This window comes from Micromonospora sp. ZG13 (assembly GCF_059359355.1).
In genome coordinates this window covers 40,688-57,462 of sequence record NZ_JCADBQ010000007.1, presented here as the reverse complement: position 1 = coordinate 57,462, position 16,775 = coordinate 40,688, and the positions used below count along the sequence as shown (strand labels likewise).

Below are 16,775 nucleotides of genomic sequence, written 5' to 3'. Positions count from 1 at the left end.
GCGGTTGCCGCAGCGCGTTGCCGGTGCGCCCGCCCGCCGGTCGTGTAGATGTGGAGGCCGGACGACGCCGGCCCCATCCGACGACAGGGAGCGTACGATGCCCAACTTCGTGCTCAACGTGATCCAGCCCGACAGGGACAGCCCGCCGCCGCCGGAGTTCCTCGAACCGATCCTGCGCGACGTCAAGGCCGTCAACGAAGAGATGCGCAGCGCGGGTGCCTGGGTCTTCCGCGCCGAACTGGACCTGGCGCACACCGCCCGGGTGGTCCGGGTCGACGACGACGGCACGTCGCTGACGGACGGCCCGTACGCCGAGGGCAAGGAGCACCCCGGCGGCTTCACCGTGATCGCCGCGCCGGACCTGGACGCGGCGCTGGGCTGGGCGGAGAAGCTGTCCCGGGCGACCACCCTGCCGATCGAGGTCCGCCCGGTCACGGAGGTCAACCCCACCTGAAGCGGCCCTCCCACGGCACACCGCCGGGCCGGGCCGCGGACGGCCCGGCCCGGTTCGTGTGCTCAGGCGGGGACCAGCACCGCCTCGCGCAGGAGGCGGCGGGCCAGGGTGAGCCGGTCGGCGTCGTCGTCGAGACCCGGCAGGTCGCCGACGCGCACGGTGCCGTCGAGCAGGGCGCGCACGGCCGGCGCGCACGACGCGGGCAGGGTGATCGTGCGGTCGGACAGCACCAGCGCGACCCGGTCGCCGCGCGGCGTGAGCTGCCACCGCAGGCCGGGTCGCGGGGCGAGCCGGGCGTCGACGTCCAGCGCCGCGAGCGCGGCGGCCTGGGCCAGGGGCCGGATGGGCGCGGGCCGGGCGGCCGGCCAGGCCCGCTGCCGCAGCCGGGCGGCGACCGCCGCCGGATCGGCCCGCAGCAGCCAGTCCCGCAGTGCCTCCACCGTCTCGGTCAGCTCCGGTTCGATCGCGTCGGGGTCGGCGACGTCGGTGCCGAACGGCAGGGTGGCGCGCAGCCGCTGGTCCTCGGCGGCGAGAGCGAGCAGTTCCTCCACCATGGCGTAGCGGGTCAGCGCCCGGACGCCGACGGTCAGGTGCAGTGAGCTGGACTCCTGTGCCTGCGCGCTGTGCAGCCAGCCGCGCGGCAGGTAGAGCGCGTCGCCGGGGGCGAGCACCACGTCCAGCGCGGCGGGCCCGTCGGCGGTGGCGGCGACCTCGTCGGCCCGGCCGCCCCACGGCTGCCTCTCCAGCGGGTCGGGCAGCACCGGCGGGTGGATCCGCCAGTGCTTGCGGCCGTCGACCTGGAGGACGAAGACGTCGTGGGTGTCGTAGTGGGTGGCGAAGCCCTGGCTGCCGGCGGGGGTCAGGTAGGCGTTGACCTGCAACGGCTGCCCGACGGCGGTGCCGAGTTCGCGGGCGAAGTCGACCAGGGCCGGCCAGGTGCGGTGCAGGCCCTGCAGGACGAGGGTGGCGCCGCCGGCGTACAGCTCCAGCACCCGCTCGTCGAGCACCTGGTCGCCGATCTCGGCACCGGCGCCGCCGCCGCCGGTGAAGCGGGCCGCCGGCACGAGCTGGCCGTCCTTGGCGATCCGCAGGAACGGGGTACGCAGGCCGCGGCGGCTGAGCAGCTCGTCGGCGTCGGCGGGGCTGAGCAGGTCGGTGAAGCCGGCCCGGTTGGGCAGCTCGTCGGCGCGCGAGAGCAGCGGCGTGCGTCCCCAGTGGGCGGCGGCGAACTTCGCCGGCTCGACCGACACGCAGCGGGCGAGCGCGGCGGCGGCCTCGGACGGAGCCGCCGGGCGGCGGTCGCCGCCCGGCGGGTCGATGTCGGTCATGGCGATCCGTCAGGCGCTGCCGTCGGCGCCACCGTCGTGCTGGCCCGGGGTCGCGCCACCGTCGGCGGGGCCCTCCGCGCCACCATCGGCGCCACCGTCCTGCTGGCCCGGGGTCGCGCCACCGTCGGCGGGGCCCTCCGCGCCACCATCGGCGCCACCGTCCTGCTGGCCCGGGGTCGCGCCACCGTCGGCGGGGCCCTCCGCGCCACCATCGGCGCCACCGTCCTGCTGGCCCGGGGTCGCACCGCCGTCGGCGGGGCCCTCCGCGCCACCATCGGCGCCACCGTCCTGGTGGCCCGGGGTCGCGCCACCGTCCGCCGGGCCCTCGAGGCCGCCGCCGCTGGTGGTCTGCATGTCGTCGTCGTTGAGTGCCATCGGTGCTCCCTAGGGATGTGCCGCCCCGCCGTTGGGCCGGGGTCCGTCGTGCAGCGGGTGGTACCCCACACGCGATCTTCTCTAACCCCACCGTAGACGCCCGTTCCGGTTCACACCGGCGGTTCGCCGCGCCCGGCCCGGGCCGCCGGAAGGCACGGCGGCGGCGGCGCGTGGGCGCGTTGCGGAGCCGTCGGCGCCGGGCATCCCGGCCGGGGTCGACGCCGCCGCGCCGCGCGCCGGCGCGGACGGTGACAGGATGGTCCTCGACCGGGAGGTGACGATGACCGACGAGACCGGGCCGCGCCCGCTGGAACCGGTGACGGAGCAGTGGCAGCGTGCGCTGGCTGTCGTGGCGCACCCCGACGACCTGGAGTTCGGCGCCGCCGCGGCGGTGGCCCGCTGGACGGGGCAGGGCAAGCAGGTCGTCTACTGCCTCGTCACCAGCGGCGAGGCCGGCATCGACGCGATGCCCCCGCCGCGGGCCAGGCAGGTGCGGGAGCGCGAGCAGCGCGAGTCGGCCGCCCTGGTCGGCGTACGGACCGTGGAGTTCCTCGGCCTGCCCGACGGTGTCCTCGAGTACGGTGTGCCGCTGCGTCGCGCCCTGGCCGGGGTGGTCCGCCGGCACCGCCCCGAGATCGTCATCACCAACAACTTCCGCGACACCTGGGACGGCGCGTACGCGCTGAACCAGGCCGACCACATCGCCACCGGCCGGGCGGCGCTGGACGCCGTCCGCGACGCCGGCAACCGGTGGGTCTTCCCGGAACAGCTCGTCGACGGCGTCGAGCCGTGGAACGGGGTGCGCCAGGTCTGGGCCGCCTCCTCGCCCCTGGCCGCGCACGGGGTGGACGTCACCGACACCTTCGAGCGGGGCGTGGCCTCCCTGCGGGCGCACGACGCGTACCTGACCGGGCTGGGCGACGGCAGCTTCGACGCCGAGGAGTTCCTCGAAGGGCTGAGCCGCCCGGTCGGCACCCGGCTGGGTGTGCGCCACGGCGCGGCCTTCGAGGTCTTCCACGTCGACGCGTAGGGGCGGCGGATGATCCTGCTCGGCAACTCGCCGGTGGCTACACCGCGACCAGCGTCTCCTTTGACGACGCCGGCCTGAACGGCACGCGGCCCGCCCCACCGCGGGGTGGCGCGGGCCGTCGCGGACGAGCGGCGGGTCAGGGAATGATCTTCGCCAGGTCCCGGGGCATCGTGGCCTTCACGTCGTCCCACTCGCCCTGGGTGACGTGCCGGCGCAGGGTGTCCAGCACCACCTGCACCACGCGCTCCGGGCCGCCCTCCACGTCGTACGGGAAGCCCTGCCGGACCTCCAGCAGGAAGTCGTCCCGGTTGAGCTTGATCGGCACGTCCGACGGCTTCCAGCCGTCGAAGTAGATCCCGCGCACCAGCACCGGCAGTTGCGCGGCGAACTCCACGCTCTCCTGCACCGGCATCCGGTCGCGCAGCAGGTGCAGCACGGTGCGCAGCGCGCAGTAGGACTGGTTGCGTTGCTCCTTGGGCCAGCCGTAGGCCTGCTCGATGTCCTTGAGGATCAGGTTGGTCTTGTCCATCGAGGACTCGAACGCGGAATGAAGCTGCTCAGCCATCTGTCCACCCCCGTACGTCGGTCTCCCAGCGTCGGTCGTCGTCCCGTCGCGGCGGCCCCGCCGGGCCACGCGGCTGCCGGGTCGGGCCGCCCCGGACGGGACGCGGCGCCCACCGGGTGTCGGCGGACGAGCCGACGACGTGCAGCACGGCGCCGGGCCGTCGACCCGGTACCACCCGAACCGTCATCTCCAGCCACCTCCCTGGTGTCGCCTTCTCGCGGCCACGGTGGACCGCACGCACCGTCCATGCTGCGCGGCGACGGGGTGAGCGGCCCTCACCCGGGCGGGGTGAAACGCCGGCCGGTACACGGCGCCGCCCTCAGTCCGCGTCGAGGAGCCCGGCGAGGGTCGCGGCGTTGGTCTGCGCGAAGTCGCGGTAGCAGTTGTTCATGAGCACGTGGGTCTCACCGGTGGAGTCGGCCAGCTCGCGCAGCTTCGGCGCCCAGTCGCGCAACTCCCGGTCGGAGTAGCGGTAGCCGAACTTCTCGTGGATGTCCCGGCTGGTCCACTTGTCGCTGTGCCCGTGGAAGCGGACCACCGCCAGGTCCGCGGTGGCGGCCAGCACCGGGGGCACCGACGAGCGGTGCCCCTGCGGCATGTCCACGCAGACGTACGCGAGCCGGTGCTCGCGCAGGAAGGCCAGGGTCTCGTCGGCGTTGTCGCCGTCGAACCAGGAGGCGTGCCGGAACTCGTAGACGGGGCGCAGCGGGGCGCACCGCTTCGCCACCTCCAGCAGGTACTGCTTGTTGTCCCGCCTGATGGTGAACCAGGGCGGGAACTGGAACAGCAGCGCGCCGAGCTTGCCCGCCGCCACGAGCGGGTCCAGGGCGGCCAGGAAGCGCGTCCAGACCTCCTCGTACGCCTGCGACGGCAGGTCGTCCGGGTAGAGGTTCTTCTTGTCCGTCTCCGGTCGCAGGTCCTTGTAGAGCGCGCCGGGTCGGGTGGGGTGCCCGGTGAGCAGGCTGAACGCCTTGACGTTGAAGGTGAAGCCGGCCGGGGTGCGCTCGGCCCACAGTCTCGCCGTGCGTTCGGCGGGCGGCGAGTAGTAGGTGGCGTCCACCTCGACCAGCGGGAACTGCCGGGCGTAGTACGCCAGCCGCTTCTCGGGATCGTCGGCCGTCTGCGGGTACCAGCCGGAGTCCAGCAGCGTCCGGTCGGTCCAGGAGGCGGTGCCCACCTTGATCGCACCCATGGCTCGACCTCACCGCGTTTCCGGACCGACCGTCGGCCGTGGGCGGTGTCAGGCCGCCCGGCGCTCCCGGTTCTGCTTGCACTGCACGCAGGTGGTGGCGGAGGGGAAGATCTCCAGCCGCTCCACCGGGATGGCCGAGGTGCAGCCCTCGCAGAAGCCGTAGGTGCCCTCCTCCAGCCGGGTGAGGGCGTGCTCGTACTGGGCGCGGCGGTCGAGGATGGTGCGCAGCAGGGACTGCGCGGTGTCCCGCTCGGCCGTCTTGGTGCCGCTGTCGGCCTGGTCGTCGCCGGCGGTGTCGCCGACCTCCACCAGCCGCAGCACCTGGCTCTGGAGCACCGCCTGCTCGTACTCCGCGGACAGCTCGTCGTAGCGGGCCTGCAGGGAGCGCCGGATCTGGTCGATCTCCGCCTGGGACCGGCCCGTACCGATCGTGTCGTGGACGAGCATCGCTGCCTGCCTTTCTGGCCTGAAATCCGCCGGGGCACCGGTTCGTGCGCCCAGCGCCGTGGTGGTCTGCGCGCGGGCGGATCACCCGCGCTCTGTGAGCCGGGCGAATACCCCACCGCACCGACGGTCAAACCGACGATTTTTCGTCGGGGCGCGGCGTCAGGGCGACCGGGGGAACTCCACCAGCGCCGGGTGCCGTGGATCGTCGGCGCGGACCACCACGTCGGCGAACGTGGCCGGGGCGACCTCGTCGGCGTACCGGGCGAAGGCGGGCAGCGTCCACCGCAGCGCCGGGTCGGTGCGTCGGGCCAGGGCCGCCGGGGAGAGCACCAGGTGGACCGTGACGTCGAAGGGCAGGCCGCCGCCGAGCAGCAGCGCCCCGCTGACCAGCACGACGCCCCCGGGCGGCAGATCGACGTACGCGGCGCGGCTCGACCGGTCGGCGGCGGCGTCCCACAGCGAGGGCAGCACCCGCCCGGAGCCCTCGGGCCCGGCCGGGTCGAGCACCTCCCGGCGCAGCCCCTGCTCGTCGACCCACCCCTCGTAGAACGCGTCGGGGTTGGTGCGGCCGTACTCCAGCCGCACCGAGGCGGGGCGGAGGAAGTCGGCGGCCCGTACGTGCAGCGCCGGCCGGCCGAGCGCGCGCAGCGGGTCGACCAGCGCGGCGGCGAGGTCGTCCGGGCGGGCCGCCGGGGCCCCGTCCACGGCCACCCGCAGCCGGCCGGGGACGTCGGTGCCGGCGAGGCGCTCGGTCAGCTCGGTGACGAGCCGCTGCGGGGTGATGGGGCGGATGCGCATCCGACCATGGTGCCCCGCCGGGCGGGCCGGCACGGTGGGAGACGGTCGCGCGGCGGGCGGCGGTCAGCCGTTGCGGTCGATGGTCACGCGGGCGTCGTCGGCGAGACGGTAGCCGACGCCGTAGACGGTCGTGACCAGCGGGACGTCGACACCGACCTTGCCGCGCAGCCGGCGGACGTGCACGTCGACGGTGCGCACGCCGGCGTGCTCGTAGCCCCAGACCGCGTTGAGCAGCTGCAACCGGGTGAACACCCGGCGGGGGTGGGCGACGAGGTGCAGCAACAGGTCGAACTCCAGCCGGGTCAGCGGCAACGGCTCGCCGTCGCGCAGCACCGACCGCGACGAGGCGAGAATGTGCAGGGTGGGGATCGTGGCGGCGACGGCGCGCGACGGCGCGCGGCCGGCGGGCACCGGGTCCGGGCGGCGTTCGACGGTGGCCGTGATGATGGTGCCCTCGCCGCGTTCCAGCATCTCCCGGGCGGCCTCGAGCAGCCGCCGGGCCGGCGGGGTCAGCGACTCCTCGGACGCCAGCGGGATGTTCAGGGTCACCGTGAGCATCGGGGCGGCGGTGTTGGCGGGGCGACGCTGGCCGCCCGGGGGGCGACCGGGAACAGCAGGCTGGGACGTATGCCATCCGGCGCGCGACGAGGCGGGGCTGACCGACATGGTCCTCCTTGGCTGGTCCGGGTATCTCCCCACGGCCCGGGACGCCGCTCCATCGATGCTTCCCGGCGCCCGGGCGAGGGTCAAGGGGCGGCTGCGTTGCATGAATGTGACAATTGACGAACGCATCGGAGCCGGATGCTCGCTCTGCGTACGAGGCCTGATGATTACAGCAGAGCCGCCGGGTTGACCCGATAGGGGGGGTGCCCGCCCGGTTCACGGTGCTCGACACGGGTGGCGCCGGGGCGGGCGAGTCCGCGTCACGTCGGCGCGGCGACGGGCCACCCGTGTGGGGCCGGGAGGGGCACGGCGTACCGGGGACGGGACCGGTCCCCGTACGCGCCGGCGCGGCGCGCCCCGTCTCGGGCACGCCGCGCGGGTGGCACCGTCAGCGGGCGGGGTCGATCTCGATCCGGGCCTCGTCGGCGAGGCGGTAGCCGACGCCGTAGACGGTGGTCACCACCGGCATGTCCGGGTCGAGCTTGGCGCGCAGCCGGCGGACGTGCACGTCGACGGTGCGCGCCACCGCGTGCTCGTAGCCCCACACCCGGCTCAGCAACTGCAGGCGGGTGAACACGCGGCGGGGCTGCTCGGCCAGGAACAGCAGCAGGTCGTACTCGATGCGGGTCAGCGGGATGACGCGGGCGCCCTGGTGGACCACCCGCGAGCCGGCGGCGATCCGGATGGCGTGCGGGTCGACGGCGGCCGGCACCGCACGGGGCGTTGGCCGGTCCTCGGCGGGGCCGGGGCCGAGCCGCCCCTCCCCCGACTCGGCGAGTTCCCCGATCAGCTCCAGCAGCCGGGCCACCCGGGGGCTCATCGGCCCCGGGGCGAGGTCGAGGGTGATGGTGACACTCGGTGCGGTACGCGGGCGGACCGGCCCGACCCGCTCGGGACGCGCGGTGGGATGGATCCGGGTGGGGATGGCGACGACGGACATGGAGCCTCCTGCGGCGGTGGTGCCGCCACGCCCGGTGGAGCGTGGCGGGTCAGGACGGCGCCCGGCCGGCGGTCACCGGGGGCGCGGGGGTGGGCGTGGGCGGCGGCGGGGTGGGGCCGAGCACGGGCAGGCCGGCGAGCCGCCAGGCGACGAAGCCGCCGACGACGTCCGTGGCGTGGCGCAGCCCGAGGTCCTTCAGGGCGGCGGCGGCCAGCGAGGAGGTGTAGCCCTCCTGACAGACGACCAGCACCCGCAGGTCGTAGTCGACCGCCTGGGGCAGCCGGGCGGGACAGCGCGGGTCGAAGCGCCACTCCAGCACGTTGCGTTCGATCACCAGCGAGCCGGGCACGGTGCCGTGGGCGGCCCGCTGGGCGGCCGGGCGGATGTCGACCAGCAGGGCGCCGCGCCGGTGCGCCAGGTGCGCGCTCTCCGGATCCAGCCGGTGCAGGCGCGCCCGGGCGGCGGCCAGGATCTCGTCGATGCCCCGGGAGCCCGGGGGCGCCACCGGGGGCGGACACACGCTTGGGTCGTCGGTCTGCGGCATGGTCGTTGCCTCCACTGGTTGTCGGTGGTACGCGTACGGGCGGCCGGGCCGGCGCGGTGACGGGCCGGGACGGGCCGGGGGTGGCCGGGGCGCGGTCGGGGCGGCGTGACGCTCACCAGGCGACCCCGGCCTCGGCCACCTCGGCGACGCGCAGCCGGCCGTCGGTGAGCCGGTAGCTGGTCATCCGGCGCAGCGCGGGCCGGTAGACGTGGACGCTCACCGCCGGCTCGTCGTCCCGGTTGGACACCAGGTGCACGTGTCGCGGGCCGAACCGACGGCCGGAGCCGGCCGGCAACCGGTGCGGGCGGAGCACGCCCCCGTCGACCGTCTCCTCGGTCAGGGCTCCGGACACGACCAGGAACGCGCCGCCGCAGCCGCCGTGGTCGTGCAGGTCGGTGCCCTGCCCGGGCAGCCAACTCAACGCCCACACCTCGTGGTCGGCCTCGTGGGCCAGTCGGGCGTACCACCGGGCGGCCGGGTCGAAACGCAGCGGCACGGGCCAGCGGGCGGGGTCGGCGGCCCAGCGTCGGGCGACGGCGAGCAGATCGGTCGGGCGGCGGTCGGGCATGGCGGTCCTCGCGGTTCGACGGAGCGTCGACCCAGCATAGGCTGCAAACCCTATTGGTTTAGTAGGTAATCCCAGACCTCGGGATCTCCGGGCGGCGGTCAGCGCCGCAGCGGCGGCGCCACCCGGTAGCCGGGGACGGACGGCCAGCGCACGGTCAGCACCACCGACTCGCGCTCGGCGAACCAGGAGTGGTCCACGCCCCGCCCCCACACCACGTAGTCGCCGGGCTCGCCCAACACCACCGTCCGGTCCGGCAACTCGACCCGGAACCGGCCGCTGACCAGCACCAGCAGGGCCGTCCGCCGCTCGCCCGTGGCCCATCGGGAACGCGTCTCGCCCGCGGGATGGACCCCCCACTTCACCTCGACGTCGACACTGTGCCGTACCTCGCCCGCAGGCATGAAGTGGCCGAGCAGCCAGCCCGCGTTCGTCGCCCCGTCGACGCCCGCGTTGCCCACGTACACCCTGTCGTCCACCACGCCCCTCCCCCGCACACCGGCCGAGCAACGTACCAGGCCGGTGTCCGACTAACCTGGACCGGTGAGTGAGGAACTCGACGCCGAGACGCTGGCGTTCGCGCACCGGATGTTCGACCTGGCGCGCGACGGCGCCACCGCCGAACTGGCCGACTACGTCGACGCCGGGCTGCCGGTCGACATGACCAACGACAAGGGCGACACCCTGCTGATCCTGGCGGCGTACCACGCCCACCCCGAGACCGTCGCCGCGCTGCTCGCCCGCGGCGCCGACCACTCGCGGACCAACGACCGGGGTCAGACGGCGCTGGCCGCCGCCACCTTCCGCAGCAGCACCGAGGCCGTCCGGGCGCTGCTCGCCGCCGGGGCCGACCCGCACCACGGCGGCCCGTCGGCGGTGGAGACGGCCCGCTTCTTCGACCTGCCCGAGATGCTCACGCTGCTGACAGCGCCGACCGGCTGACGGCACGGGCCGCCCGCGTCGTCCGGCGTCGGGGCGGAAACGGCCGCGACGCCCGGCGGGTCCGGCGCGCGACCGGTATACAGGGTCGGTGGATGATCCGCTGCCCGAACAGATGCGCACCGCCGCCACGGCACTGTTGGCCGCGCTGGACGAACCCGCCCGCGACCGGGCCACTCACCGGTTCGACGACGAGGCGGCCCGCCGTTGGATCGAGTACCGGCCACGACCCCGGCCCGGGGTCTGCCTGGCCGACCTGGACCGCGCCGGGCGCAAGGCCGCGCACCGGCTGCTGGCCACCGCGCTGAGCCCACCGGCGTACGCCCAGGCGATGGCGATCGTCGCGCTGGAGGAGGTGCTCGACCGGGCGGAGGGGTGGCGCCGGGGCCGGCACAGCGGCGACTACTGGGTGGCCGTCTTCGGCGACCCGGCCCGCGACGACGCCTGGGCGTGGCGCCTGGAGGGGCACCACCTCTCGGTGAACATGACCGTGGTGGCCGACCAGGTCTCCCCCGCGCCGATCTTCCTCGGCGCCAACCCGGCCACCGTCCGGCACGCCGGCCACCCCGTCTCCCGCCCGCTGGGCGTGGAGGAGGACCTGGCCCGCGCCCTGCTCGACGCGATGGGCCCGGCCGGCCGGGCGGCGGCGATCGTCGCCGACGAGGCGCCCGGGGACATCATCAGCGCCACGCGCCCCCGCGTCGACGGCCCGCTGGAGCCGCTCGGGGTGCCCGCCGACCGGCTCGGGCCCACCGGCCGGGCCCTGCTGGAGCAGCTCGTGGCGCTCTACCTGGACCGGCTCCCGCCGGAGCTGGCGATCCGGGAGGCCCGCCGACTGGACTCGGGGCGGCTGCACTTCGCCTGGGCCGGCCCCACCGTGCCCGGCCGGCGCCACTACTACCGGGTGCAGGGCGACGACCTGCTCATCGAGTACGACAACACCACCGACGACGGCAACCACGCCCACACGGTCCTGCGCCGCCCGGCCAGCGACTTCGGCACCGACGTCCTCGCCACCCACCACGCCGAGGCCCACCCCGGCCCGTGACCCCTCAGGGGCGGTGGTGGGCCAGGTCCACGGTGGCGTCGGCGGCGCCGCTCAGCGCGTCGAAGGTGGTGGCCTCGGAGCGGCGGCCGGCGTCGAAGCGGCGCACCAGGCGGGCGCCCAGCCAGACGCCGACCGCGCCGACGCCCAGGGCCACCAGTTCGGTGAGCAGCAGCACGACGGAGGCGCCCCGCTGCGGCGCGTCCGCGCGGACGAGGCAGGCGACCAGGAACAGCGCGGCCATCGCCACGTTCACGAGGTTGAAGGTGATCGCCGTACGCCGGGTGCGGTCGACCGGCACGTCCCACAGGTCGATCATGCCGGCCACGGCGGCCAGCGCGGCGGCGAACAGGGCCGCCACGGACGTCCAGTAGCCCACCTCACCGAGGAAGGCCGGCCCGCCGAGCACGTCGGTCAGGTCGAACACGGTCGCGCTCACGAAGAGCCCGAACGGGAACGTCACCAGCATCGGTTGGATCGGGTGCCCCTGCACCCGCAGCCGGCTCTGCATGGTTCCTCCCCAGGTCGGCACGCGTCACCAGTCCAGGGTGCTACCCGGGCACCGGTACGCCGAAACGACACGCGGCCCACCGGCCCCGATCGCCCCGCTGGTCCCACCGGTCACGTGGGCTGCCCGGCAGCGGCCGGCCCCTGCCCCGGCGACGGCGGCCCCGGGGCGCCAGCGGAACGTGGGCATCCGCCGGTGCCCGCGTCGAGGACCGCGTGGCGGCCGGAGCGCCGGCGGGCGGGCTCAGTTGTCCCGGGGGCGCGACACGGTGGCGACGAGCCGGTCGGCGACGTCCCGCAGCGGGATGCCCAGCGCGGACGCCGCGCTGCGCAGCACGTCGAGCGCCTCCTCGGCGGGGCAGCCACGCTGCGTCATGATCACGCCGATGGCCTGCCCGATCACCCCGTCGCCGAGCATCGAGGCGTCCAGCTCACCGGCCTGGGCGGCCCGGCGCGCCCGGTCGCGGACCGCCGCCAGGAGCAGCCCGGCGTGCTCGGCGAGCAGCATCGCGGTGAGCTGGTGCCCCGGGGTGAGCAGGTCGGCGGCATTGGCGTAGAGGTTGATCGACCCGATGACCTGCTCGTCGACGTCCACCGGGGCGGAGATCACCGACTGCACACCCAACTCCCGGGCCCGTGGCGTCCAGGCCGGCCAGCGCTCCTCGCGGTCCAACCGGTCGGAGAGGACCAACTCCCGCCGCCGGATGGCGTCCATCGCCGGCGAGTCCGGGCCGTGCCGCAGGTCGTCCAGGCCCGCCAGGCGCGCGTCGGAGGCCGCCACCCCGGCCGGTTCGCCGGCGCGCAGCGCCGTGAAGCCGCACCAGCTCACGCCGGCCACGGCGTCGCGGGCCGTACGCACCAGCGCGTCCAGCGCCTCGTCGAAGTCGTCGACGGCGATCAGCCCGGCCGTCAGCTCGCGCAGCAGGGCGGCGGTCTCGAGGACGCCGAGCCGCTCCACCGCCAGGTCCCGCGTCTCCAGGTTCACCGCCGCGCTGCCCCCACCGTCCCGGCGCGTGCTGCCGCACGCCCGACCGGCGCCGTCACCTGTTCCATCGTCTGGTCTCTCCTGACTCCTCGGACCCGGCCTACTACCCTCGCAAACCGGGGTCGAAACGGCGCAAAGGGGGCCCCTTCCCGGCGCCCGGAGGCGCGGGAAGGGGCCCCACGCGTCAGCGCGACGCGGAGCTGAGTCGCCGCCCCACCGAGGCGATCAACCGGTCCAGCTCCGAGCCGAACGGGTTGTCGTGCACCAGGTACGTCCAGGTCGCGGACGGCCGCACCAGCTTCGCCTCGTCCGGCTCCCAGTCGTCGCCGAACTCCGTCTCCTCGAAGGTCTCGATGGTGCGCCGCTCGATCTCCGGGATGAGGTTGTTGAACGCCGGCACCGCCGCCCGGTGGAACTCGTCCAGCGGGTCGAGCCGGCCCAGGGCGCGCAGGTGCACGCCCTCGCGTACCTCGGAGAGCTCCGCGAGGTGCTCCGCCCAGAGCCGGTCGAGGTGGTAGAGGGCGATCGAGCGGGCGGCGCGGGCGAGCAGGTCCTCGTCCATCTCGCCGGCCTTCTCGGGCACCCGGTCCAGCAGCATCAGCGCCGCCACGTCGCTGGTCAGCAGGCGTTCCCGGCGCTCCGCGAGCGCCTTGCGCTGCTGCTCGATCACGACGCTGTAGCGCCAGGTGTTGCGGTGGATCTCGTGGTTGACGCCCTCGGCGACCCGCTGGGCGTGCTCGACGGCGTACTCGACCTGGTCGTCGGTGACCAGGCCGTCGGCGTTCATCCGGGGCGAGGCGGGCACGGCGTCGCCGGCGTGCCGGACGACCAGGTCGTCCTCCAGGCTGACGAAGAAGACCGAGCCGCCGGGGTCGCCCTGCCGCCCGGCCCGGCCGCGCAGCTGGTCGTCGACGCGCCGGCTGTCGTGCCGGCCGCTGCCGATCACGTAGAGGCCACCCAGCTCGGCGACCCGGTCCCGGTCGGCCTGGTCGCTGCCGCCGAGCCGGATGTCGACGCCCCGGCCGGCCATCTGGGTGGAGACGGTCACCGCGCCGTACGCGCCGGCCTCGGCGATGATCGCCGCCTCCTCGTCGTCGTTCTTCGCGTTGAGCACCACGCACGGCACCCCGGCGGCGTTGAGGCCGGCGGCCAGCCCCTCGGACTCCTTCACGTCCAGGGTGCCGACGAGCACCGGCCGGCCGCGCTCGTGGTTGCGCTTGATCTCGTCGACCAGCGCCTCGTCCTTCTCCGCGCGGGTGGCGTAGATGCGGTCCGACTCGTCCTCGCGCACGCACGGGGTGTTCGGCGGGATCACCGCCACCTCGAGGCCGAAGAACTCGCGGAGCTGGTCGCCGACCAGCACCGCCGTCGCCGTCATGCCGCACACCTTCGGATAGAGCGCGATGTACGCCTGCACGGCGATGGTGCCGAGCACCTCGCCCTCGGCGGTGGCGTCGAGGCCCTCCTTGGCCTCCACCGCCGCCTGGAGCCCGTCGGGCCAGCGGCGACGCTGGGCGACCCGGCCGCGCATCTCGTCGATCAGCTCGACGGAGCCGTCCCGGACGATGTAGTCGACGTCGCGGTGCAGCAGGGCGTGCGCGTGCAGCGCCACGTTCACGGCCGAGAGCTGCGCGACGTGCTCCTCGTCGTACAGGTCGATGCCGAGCTTGGCCTCGACGGCGGCCAGGCCGGCGGCGGTGAAGGCGACGCTGCGGCCGTCCTCGGCCACCGTGTAGTGCTTGCCCTTGCGCAGGCCGCGCACCTGCGCGGCGGCGGCGTGCACCGGGTCCTGCTCACCGGCGACCGAGCCGGCGAGGACCATCGGCACCCGGGCCTCGTCGATGAGGATCGAGTCGGCCTCGTCGACGATCGCGGTGCGCAGCGGCGGCTGCACCCGGTCCTCCACGTCGGTGACCAGTTGGTCGCGCAGGTAGTCGAAGCCGGCCTCGCTGACCGAGACGTACGTGACGTCGCAGGCGTACGCGTCGCGCCGCTCCTGCGGGGTGGAGGCCTCGTTGACCCAGCCGACGGTCAGGCCGAGCAGGGTGTAGACCGGCTCCATCCAGAGGGCGTCACGCCGGGCCAGGTAGTCGTTGACGGTGAGCACGTGCACCGGGCCGTTGCCCAGCCGGACGTGCCCGTACGCGGCGATGGTCGCGGTGAGCGTCTTGCCCTCACCGGTGGCCATCTCGGCGACCTTGCCGGAGAGCAGCGCCATCGCGCCCAGCAGCTGCACGTCGTACGGCCGCTGGTCGAGGCCCCGGCGGGCGGCCTCGCGGCCGATCGCGCAGATCTCCTCGTAGCCCGTGGCCTTGCCGGCGGCCTCGGTCAGCTCGGCGTCGTCGAGCGCCGACAGCTCGTCCTCGCGCGCCTCGACGGCCGGCAGCAGCTTCTCCAACGGCCCCAGGTCTACCGTCGTCCCCGGGCGCTGGAGGAACCGGCGGAACCTGGTCTTCAAGCGTTGCGACACACCCATGAGCGGCAACGGTACGCGACCGGAGCCCGCGTTGGCGGCCCGCCCGGCGCGCCGCCGCGCGGGTGTCGCCGCCGGGCCGCTCGCGGGCCCGGCCGCTCAGCTCACCAGGAGCTGGTGGGTGGCCAGCTCACGGTAGAGCGGGCTGGTCCCGGTGAGCTCGTCGTGGGTACCGGTGGCCGCCACCCGGCCGCCGTCGAGCACCACGATCTGGTCGGCGTCGACGACGGTGGAGAGGCGGTGCGCCACGATCAGCAGGGTGCGCCGGGCGGCCACCGCGTCGATGGCCCGACGCAGCGCGGCCTCGTTGCGGGCGTCGAGGTTGCTGGTCGGCTCGTCAAGCAGCAGCACCGGCGGCCCGGCCAGCAGGGCGCGGGCGATCGCCAGCCGCTGCCGCTCGCCGCCGGAGAGCAGCACCCCGCCCTCGCCCACCTGCACGTCCAGCCCCTCGGGGGCGCGCTCGGCGAGGTGGCCGAGGTTGACCTCGTCGAGCACCGCGCGCAGCCGGGCCTCGGTGGCCTCGGGCGCGCTGATCAGGAGGTTCTCCCGCAGCGTGCCGGCCAGCACGGGCGCGGACTGCTCGACGTAGCCGATCCGGGCGCGCAGCGCGTCGCGGGGCAGGTCCCGCACGTCGACGCCGTCGATGCGCAGCGCGCCCTCGGTGACCTCGTAGAAGCGCTCGACCAGCGCCAGCAGCGTCGACTTCCCGGCGCCGGACGGGCCGACCAGGGCGGTGCGGGTGCCGGCCGGCACGGTGAAGCTCACCTCGCGCAGCACCGGCGGGCCGCCGGGGTAACCGAAGCCAACCCGGTCGAACTCGACGGACGCCGGGGCCCCGCCGGTCGCCGCCGTGGCCGGGGCGCGCGCCGGCCGGTCGGCCGCCCCCTCCACGGGCACGGCGAGCACCTCCTCGATCCGCTGGAGCGCGCCGAGGCCGGTCTGCAACTGGGTGTAGGCGTGCACCGCCTGCCCGAGCGGGAGCACCAGGAAGAACAGGAACATGATGAAGGCGACGAGGTCGCCGACGGTGATGGCGCCCGCCGCCACCCGCGCCCCGCCCACCCCGAGGACCAGTAGGAACGCCCCCTGGATGGTGACGCCGCTGGCCGGGCCGACGAACGCCTGCACGCGGGCCACCCGCAGCCCCGCCGCGTACGCCTGGGTGGCGCTCACGCCGATCGCGTCGGCCTCGCGCCGCTCGGCCCGGGCCGCGCGGATCGTGCGGGCGGCGGAGATGGCCCGCTCCACCGCCGAGGTCATCTCGCCGATGCGTTCCTGGGCGGCCCGGGCCAGCCCGCGCACCCGGTGGGCGAAGGCGACGGCGATGGCGATGCCGGCGGCCACCCCGAGCAGGGTCACCCCGAACAGCACCGGGTCGAGCAGGACCATCGCCCCGGCCGCGCCGAGCACCATCACGGCGCCGGTGACCACCTCGAACAGGCCGGAGGTGACCACGGCACGCAGCAGGGTGGTGTCCGAGCCGACCCGGGAGAGCAGGTCGCCCGTGCGGCGGCGGTCGTACTCGGCGATCGGCAGGCGCAGCAGGTGCCCCGCCAGCCGCCGCCGGGTGCCGAGCACGACCCCCTCGGCGGTGCGTTGCAGCAGGTAGTCCCGCACGCCGCCGAGCGCCGCGCCCACCAGCACGAGGGCGACCAGCGCCGCTACCAGCCCGGCGACGGGCCGGCTGGCGGAGAGCCCGTCGAGCACCGAGCGGGTGAGCAGCGGCTGGGCCAGCGACGCCGCCGCGCCGGCCAGCGACAGCGCGCCCACCACGGCCAGGGTGCCGCGGTGGGCGCGCAGGTAGGGCAGGAGGGCCGCGAGGCCGACCCGCCGGTCGGCTCCGCCCCCGCCGGGACCCCCGGGGGCGGCCGGGACGGATTCGTCGGCGGTCAGGACGGCGGCGTCGGCGGTCATGGCTGGAACGG

18 protein-coding genes and 1 pseudogene are annotated in these 16,775 nt (G+C 75.3%); 4 read left to right on the top strand and 15 right to left on the bottom strand.

Features of this window, described 5'->3' with window-relative positions:
• The first annotated feature begins 97 nt into the window (after positions 1-97).
• The gene (locus AC5L34_RS16770; RefSeq protein ID WP_357718275.1) at positions 98-454 is read left to right on the top strand and encodes a YciI family protein; all 357 of its coding nucleotides are present in this window, start codon (positions 98-100) and stop codon (positions 452-454) included.
• 62 nt (positions 455-516) lie between these two features.
• Here AC5L34_RS16770 and AC5L34_RS16765 read toward each other — a convergent pair whose 3' ends face one another.
• Positions 517-1,782 (bottom strand): cupin domain-containing protein, encoded by a 1,266-nt coding sequence (locus tag AC5L34_RS16765; RefSeq protein WP_494825812.1) that lies wholly within the window; start codon positions 1,780-1,782, stop codon positions 517-519.
• Positions 1,783-1,857: 75 nt separating this feature from the next.
• Positions 1,858-2,157, bottom strand: a pseudogene (locus AC5L34_RS16760) (hypothetical protein); the annotation flags it as partial.
• 256 nt (positions 2,158-2,413) lie between these two features.
• Here AC5L34_RS16760 and AC5L34_RS16755 point away from each other — a divergent pair.
• Positions 2,414-3,187 (top strand): PIG-L deacetylase family protein, encoded by a 774-nt coding sequence (locus AC5L34_RS16755; protein ID WP_441177477.1) that lies wholly within the window; start codon positions 2,414-2,416, stop codon positions 3,185-3,187.
• Between the two features lie 136 nt (positions 3,188-3,323).
• On the opposite strand, the gene AC5L34_RS16750 is transcribed toward AC5L34_RS16755, so the two are convergent.
• From AC5L34_RS16750 to AC5L34_RS16710, 9 genes are all read right to left on the bottom strand, one after another.
• Positions 3,324-3,752, bottom strand: a complete 429-nt coding sequence (locus tag AC5L34_RS16750) for a DUF2267 domain-containing protein (RefSeq protein WP_101409553.1) — start codon at positions 3,750-3,752, stop codon at positions 3,324-3,326.
• 319 nt (positions 3,753-4,071) lie between these two features.
• Positions 4,072-4,944 (bottom strand): DUF72 domain-containing protein, encoded by an 873-nt coding sequence (locus AC5L34_RS16745; RefSeq protein WP_441177478.1) that lies wholly within the window; start codon positions 4,942-4,944, stop codon positions 4,072-4,074.
• A 48-nt stretch (positions 4,945-4,992) separates the two neighbouring features.
• On the bottom strand, positions 4,993-5,391 hold the full coding sequence (locus AC5L34_RS16740) for a TraR/DksA family transcriptional regulator (RefSeq protein ID WP_089000644.1): 399 nt from the start codon (positions 5,389-5,391) through the stop codon (positions 4,993-4,995).
• 159 nt (positions 5,392-5,550) lie between these two features.
• The gene (locus AC5L34_RS16735; protein ID WP_494825809.1) at positions 5,551-6,189 is read right to left on the bottom strand and encodes a nucleoside/nucleotide kinase family protein; all 639 of its coding nucleotides are present in this window, start codon (positions 6,187-6,189) and stop codon (positions 5,551-5,553) included.
• A gap of 63 nt (positions 6,190-6,252) precedes the next feature.
• Positions 6,253-6,855 carry a winged helix-turn-helix domain-containing protein gene (locus tag AC5L34_RS16730; RefSeq protein ID WP_101409549.1) on the bottom strand — a complete coding sequence of 201 codons (603 nt, stop codon included), beginning with the start codon at positions 6,853-6,855 and terminating at the stop codon, positions 6,253-6,255.
• 385 nt (positions 6,856-7,240) lie between these two features.
• Entirely contained in the window at positions 7,241-7,792 is a 552-nt protein-coding gene (locus tag AC5L34_RS16725) for a winged helix-turn-helix domain-containing protein (protein ID WP_441177480.1), read from the bottom strand.
• Between the two features lie 49 nt (positions 7,793-7,841).
• Positions 7,842-8,336 (bottom strand): rhodanese-like domain-containing protein, encoded by a 495-nt coding sequence (locus AC5L34_RS16720; protein ID WP_494825806.1) that lies wholly within the window; start codon positions 8,334-8,336, stop codon positions 7,842-7,844.
• 112 nt (positions 8,337-8,448) lie between these two features.
• A complete protein-coding gene (locus AC5L34_RS16715; RefSeq protein ID WP_494825804.1) occupies positions 8,449-8,904 on the bottom strand; it encodes a cysteine dioxygenase in 456 nt (151 codons plus the stop codon).
• A gap of 98 nt (positions 8,905-9,002) precedes the next feature.
• The gene (locus AC5L34_RS16710; RefSeq protein ID WP_441177483.1) at positions 9,003-9,380 is read right to left on the bottom strand and encodes a cupin domain-containing protein; all 378 of its coding nucleotides are present in this window, start codon (positions 9,378-9,380) and stop codon (positions 9,003-9,005) included.
• 109 nt (positions 9,381-9,489) lie between these two features.
• Here AC5L34_RS16710 and AC5L34_RS16705 point away from each other — a divergent pair, with 109 nt between their 5' ends.
• Together AC5L34_RS16705 and AC5L34_RS16700 are read left to right on the top strand one after the other, a co-directional pair.
• The gene (locus tag AC5L34_RS16705) at positions 9,490-9,843 is read left to right on the top strand and encodes an ankyrin repeat domain-containing protein (RefSeq protein ID WP_441177507.1); all 354 of its coding nucleotides are present in this window, start codon (positions 9,490-9,492) and stop codon (positions 9,841-9,843) included.
• A gap of 88 nt (positions 9,844-9,931) precedes the next feature.
• The gene (locus tag AC5L34_RS16700; protein WP_441177484.1) at positions 9,932-10,888 is read left to right on the top strand and encodes a DUF3500 domain-containing protein; all 957 of its coding nucleotides are present in this window, start codon (positions 9,932-9,934) and stop codon (positions 10,886-10,888) included.
• Positions 10,889-10,892: 4 nt separating this feature from the next.
• On the opposite strand, the gene AC5L34_RS16695 is transcribed toward AC5L34_RS16700, so the two are convergent.
• From AC5L34_RS16695 to AC5L34_RS16680, 4 genes are all read right to left on the bottom strand, one after another.
• Entirely contained in the window at positions 10,893-11,396 is a 504-nt protein-coding gene (locus tag AC5L34_RS16695) for a DUF2231 domain-containing protein (protein ID WP_441177485.1), read from the bottom strand.
• Between the two features lie 240 nt (positions 11,397-11,636).
• The gene (locus AC5L34_RS16690) at positions 11,637-12,377 is read right to left on the bottom strand and encodes a GAF and ANTAR domain-containing protein (RefSeq protein WP_441177486.1); all 741 of its coding nucleotides are present in this window, start codon (positions 12,375-12,377) and stop codon (positions 11,637-11,639) included.
• Between the two features lie 184 nt (positions 12,378-12,561).
• Positions 12,562-14,853: an accessory Sec system translocase SecA2 gene (secA2, locus tag AC5L34_RS16685; protein WP_101409544.1), complete on the bottom strand. Its 2,292-nt coding sequence runs from the start codon at positions 14,851-14,853 to the stop codon at positions 12,562-12,564.
• 96 nt (positions 14,854-14,949) lie between these two features.
• On the bottom strand, positions 14,950-16,764 hold the full coding sequence (locus tag AC5L34_RS16680; protein WP_441177487.1) for an ABC transporter ATP-binding protein: 1,815 nt from the start codon (positions 16,762-16,764) through the stop codon (positions 14,950-14,952).
• Positions 16,765-16,775: the final 11 nt, after the last annotated feature.